Annotated in this window: 4 protein-coding genes and 2 pseudogenes; 2 read left to right on the plus strand and 4 right to left on the minus strand. The window is 62.6% G+C overall.

Annotated elements, in window-relative coordinates:
• The 4 genes and pseudogenes from E3O44_RS19935 to E3O44_RS19460 all read right to left on the minus strand — a co-directional run.
• Positions 1-237, minus strand: a pseudogene (locus E3O44_RS19935) (IS256 family transposase); the annotation flags it as partial.
• A gap of 189 nt (positions 238-426) precedes the next feature.
• On the minus strand, positions 427-1,140 hold the full coding sequence (locus tag E3O44_RS05265) for a GAF and ANTAR domain-containing protein (protein WP_134533267.1): 714 nt from the start codon (positions 1,138-1,140) through the stop codon (positions 427-429).
• The gene (locus tag E3O44_RS05270; protein WP_166792551.1) at positions 1,133-1,780 is read right to left on the minus strand and encodes a GAF and ANTAR domain-containing protein; all 648 of its coding nucleotides are present in this window, start codon (positions 1,778-1,780) and stop codon (positions 1,133-1,135) included. Before E3O44_RS05270 ends, E3O44_RS05265 begins: the two co-directional genes overlap by 8 nt.
• 471 nt (positions 1,781-2,251) lie before the next feature.
• Positions 2,252-2,476, minus strand: coding sequence for a histidine phosphatase family protein (locus tag E3O44_RS19460; protein WP_198415874.1), 225 nt, complete (start codon positions 2,474-2,476; stop codon positions 2,252-2,254).
• Between E3O44_RS19460 and E3O44_RS05280 the strand changes: the two are divergent.
• Both E3O44_RS05280 and E3O44_RS05285 read left to right on the plus strand, forming a co-directional pair.
• A pseudogene (locus E3O44_RS05280) lies at positions 2,454-2,906 on the plus strand (transposase); the annotation flags it as partial. The gene E3O44_RS19460 and the pseudogene E3O44_RS05280 overlap by 23 nt on opposite strands.
• Before the next feature lie 624 nt (positions 2,907-3,530).
• Positions 3,531-4,690 (plus strand): ice-binding family protein (locus E3O44_RS05285; RefSeq protein WP_478213354.1); only part of this gene is annotated, 1,160 nt, incomplete at its 3' end.

The following is a 4,690-nucleotide window of genomic DNA, read 5'->3' on the forward strand; positions in this document are numbered from 1 at the left end:
CGACCCGGACCTCCCGTGCTTCTCATGGCCGAGGTGATCGGTGATCTCGCCCTCGAGCGCGGATCCCAAGACCATCTTCGTCAGCTGGCCCAGCAACCCTGTCTCGCCCGTCAGCGCGAGACCCTACTCCCGGGCCCGCCCGACCAACTGGTCCACGAGCCGGCCATCCACCACGTCCTCATGCTTCACCCTCGCCACGGCCTCGTCCTCCACCACGTCAAGAATCACACCAGCCATCAGACACCTCCATTGTTAGGAGTTACACCAAAAATCGTCTAGTCCCGAATTTGGTGGCGCCGTTATCGGGCTCATCAACAAGGCTGTAAACCAGGACGCATGCCAAGGCTCGGTAGTCGATCTCGACTACGAGTCCGCACCCTGACGTGCATGAACTGTGCGCCAGCTGCCAGCCTCCGGGCCGGGGAGTCAGATCACGAGGGTCTGTTCAACGAGACCTTGCGCCAATTTCGACAGCAGCAGGCGATTGGTTCGGGCGTATGTCCTGAGCAGCGTGAACGCTTCTTCCATGGAGATGCCACGAGAGTGTGCAAGCACGCCTTTGGCCTGTTCGATGAGAACTCGGGACTGCAACGCATTTGTGAGCTGTTCCCGTACGGACCTGCTTTCTCGGAGCATCCGTTCCTGCAAGATACCGATCGTGGCGACGTCGGCTAGTGCCTGGGCGGCGCGCATATCTCGGTGTGGAAGCGCACCGGGAACGCCTGCCAACAGATTGAGGGTACCGATCGTCGTTTCTCGCAGGCGCAAAGGAATCGCAAAGACCGCGGCGAACCCCTGCTCGCGCGCACTGTCCCGAAACCGGCTCCACTCGGGTGGGCTCTTCTCCACGTCTGTCAGCGATACAACAGTTCCGGTCCTGAAAGACTCCACGCACGGGCCCGCGCGGGCGCTCAGCTGCATGATTTCGACCAGCCGGCTGGCCTCACTGGTCGCAGCGATCATTTCCAACTCGCCGTCAGCGGCGGCCAGGAGAAGACCCGCCGCCGCGACATCAAAGAGATCCGAGCAGCTTTCGACGAGAGTTTGCAGGAGATCTACGACGTCGTAGTCGTCGATCAGAGTGTCGGCGAGGGTCGCGAACGTGTCGATCAAGCGATCTTCCCGGTTGCTGTCAGTCATGGGTCCCTTCGATCTGCTTTTCGTTCACGGCGAAGCTCAATCGACCGTCGATGATCTCGCCAGCGATGTCAAGCGTGGATCGTCCGGTGGCAAATGCCTGGCCTTGGATCACGAGGAAGGCGTCCGCGGCTGGAATGCTCAGCTGCGCCAGGACCATGCCGGTGGCCTGATGGATCTCCCGACGAGAGAATGCCCGCCGGGTGGCCGTGTCGACCTCACCGACAAGGTCACTTTCGGACAGCCGGAGAGCTCGAGAGAGAACCATCCGACTCACCACGGTTGAGAGGATCTCGATGTGCCGGATGTGCTGCTCGCCGAGTCGATAGGGGCGGTTCGTGTACAGGTCGATCGCCCCGATGCGCAGCGGACCCAACATCAGTGGAAAAGCAAAGACCGCACCGAAGTCTTCGGCGATGAGCGCCTCCGAAAACGCTGGCCACACATGGTTGGGCCGTTCACGGATGTCCGGCTCTAGGACGGGCGCGGCAGTCTCCAGCGCGTCCCAACACGGGCCCTCACCCAGATCGAATTGCAGCTCGTCGAGCCGGAAGGATTGGGCGTCGCTCGCAGAAATCGTTTCAGCGGCGAGAACGTGGCCGAACGTGGAGATCGACAACCCGTCGACGGGCAGCAGCGCCAAGAGTGGCTCATGTAGGCGCGATTCGTGGCCGGCCAGGGCGTTCAACGAGTCCGCTGCTGCGGCTAATCGGTCAGGCATTGACATCGCACCCGCGATTCCTGCCACCTGCTGGGTCCACCCGCATCCGCTGCATATCCGCAACGTACTCCACTGACTCCGGAATAGCATGCCTACGTCTGAACAGATTCGCATGGTCACCATCCCGACCTCCGTCGGCCACCCCAAGGAGACATGCCATTTGTTGTCTAACGCACACTGCACAGCGTCCTCAGAGATCGTTCAGGTCAGGGTCACTCCATTCGCAGTCCGGGACTGCAATGGTCTCCCGGTACCCGTTCTGGATTGGTGAGGAAGTCACCTTTTCGAGATTCGAGAGGTGCGTGACTGTCTCCGCGGCGTCGGGTTCGGGCCAGGGCGATTCTTCGGGAATAGACAGGAGAGTGCTTGCGGGCACGAGGATCAACGTCGCGGTCACGATCGTGCCGTTGCGGTGAGCTGGGTGCGGGTCAGTGTCGACGCGAAGACCTGCTCGCCCTGCAGCGCACCCGGTACAGCGGCTGCCTGCTTTGCGCCGATAGCCGTGAGGCCGGGGCCTGCGTTTCGGGTGCTCAGCTGACCAAGTGCATTTGCCGGCGTCTCGACGACATAAACCTCCGCACAGCCCAAGCCCTCGATCCCGAAAGGATCCCAGGACATGATCGCCTCGATTATCAGCACCATCTTCGCCCAGCCCGACCGCGAGCACATCGAGAAGCAATTCCGCGAGGTCACCAGGATGCTCGCCCGGTCGCACCCGAAGGTCGCCGCGATGCTCGTCGACGCGCAACCCGACCTGCTCGCCTTCGCCGCGTTCCCCAGGCGGCACTGGCGACAGATCTGCTCCACAAACCCGCTCGAATGGGTAGATAAGGAGATCAAACGCCGCACCGACGTCGTCGGTGTCTTCCCGATTTCGGCGGCACTGCTGCTCCTGGCCGGGTCTGTTCTGATCGAGCAGCACGATGAGTGGGAACCCGGCGAACGCCGCTACTTCTTCGAAGCATCCATGATCGAACTGACCACCATGAACAACCCCATCGACTTCATCGACGAGGCGGTGATCCTCCCAGAACTCGCCGCCGCCTAAGCTAGAACAACTGACCCGCACGGTGTTGAGAAACTCCACCACTCAGCGGGACGTGACCCCCACTCGGGGTGCAAGGTGAGTTTCCAACCCCTTGAATCGAACTCGCGGAATCTGCCGATCGCGTGCTTCCCCGGGATTACGCTGCGCGTGAGGAGTCCGGTGTAATTCCACCCCCAGGGCGGTAAGTCCCACGATTGGGTATTCAGCCGTCATCATTGGCTTGATCGTGATTACCGTTGCGCTTGCCGGTCTTTCGTCAATATTGAGCACCGCGTCACAGAGCCCGTCATCCCGCTCCGCACGGTCGCAAGTCTCGTCACAGCGTTGAGTTAATCGAGGCCCTTCGGGTTGCACACAATTTGCGCTGAATACGAGGCGCGCCCAGTTAATCGAAATTCGTCTGGTTGCGCGCATCTTTTTAGTGCTTGCGCCCCCAGGAGTTGCGACCTAGGCTCTGAGGATCGCTCAATTATAGACATGCTAGATACCCGGGGAGTACCGATGGTATGCAACATTAGGAACCGGGAATCACGAGGCGTCATCGACGGAGCACTCGCCAGTGTCTCTCCGTCGCAGGCAGGCCCACGAATGGCTCAGTCGCCCTCCCCTCGTTTCCTCATCACGATGCTGACCGGCATCGGCCTTGCCGTAACCCTCGCCGTTGGAACAGTGTCCCCCGCATCCGCTGATACCGTCATCGACGGGCCGATCAACCTCGGAACCGCTGCGAGCTATGGGGTTCTCGGCGCGAGCACGGTCACGAATACCGGACCAACAATCGTCAACGGTGATCTCGGCCTCGCGCCCGGGTCCTCGATCACGGGTTTCGGAGGAGCTCCGGACGGCATTGTCACGGGGACGGTTCACCAGACCGATGCAGCAGCAGCACTTGCCCAGGACGACGTCACGACCGCGTACAACGTCGCAGCCTCCCTCACCCCCACGACGACCGGCATCGGCGAGCTCAGCGGACTCTCTCTCACCCCCGGTGTCTACACCGGTGGCGCACTGGCGCTGTCCGACAACGGGGCGCTCACCCTCGCCGGCAGCGCGAACTCCGTCTGGGTATTCCAGGCGGCGTCGACTCTGACGATCGGGTCGGCAACCCACATCACGATCACCGGAGGTGCCAGCGCCTGCAACGTCTTCTGGCAGGTCGGCAGTTCCGCGACGATCGGCACGGCCGCTCAGTTCCAGGGCACCGTCGTTGCGCAGGAGTCGGTCACGGCGACAACGAGTGCCGTCATCGTCGGCCGGCTGATCGCCCGGGTCGCCGCGGTCACCCTCGACACCAATACCATCACCGCCCCGACGGGATGCCCGACCCCGGGGACTGTCTCCCAGACGGTCGCCCCGACCATCACGTCCGCGTCCCCCACCGACGCACGAGTCGGCACCCCGTACACATTCACGGTCACCACGTCGGGTTCGCCGGCGCCGACATACACGGTGAGCTCCGGCGCACTCCCCGCCGGGCTGACCCTAAATGGAACGACCGGGACGATCTCCGGCACTCCGACGGCCCCGGGCTCCAGCACATTCACCATCACCGCGAGCAACGGGACAACACCGACCGCCACGGCAACGTATGCCCTGACTACGACCCCAGCCTCCCCCATAGCCGCCGAGGACACGACGACGCCGACGGCAAACCTCATCGCTTCGNACGGCAAACCTCATCGCTTCGGTCAAATCCGAGGCGACCCAGGAACTGGCCGCAACCGGCGTGCACGCCGAGCTCCCCCTCGCGGCAGGCTCCATTCTCGTTCTCAGCGGCCTCGGCT

It is taken from the genome of Cryobacterium algoricola (assembly GCF_004402485.1).
Lineage (GTDB): Bacteria > Actinomycetota > Actinomycetes > Actinomycetales > Microbacteriaceae > Cryobacterium > Cryobacterium algoricola.

What these genes read in the sequence shown, in the direction of transcription:
- E3O44_RS05265 (WP_134533267.1), bottom strand. Translation starts at nt 1,140, where the DNA reads ATGACTGACAGCAACCGGGAAGATCGCTTGATCGACACGTTCGCGACC.
- E3O44_RS19460 (WP_198415874.1), bottom strand. Translation starts at nt 2,476, where the DNA reads ATGTCCTGGGATCCTTTCGGGATCGAGGGCTTGGGCTGTGCGGAGGTT.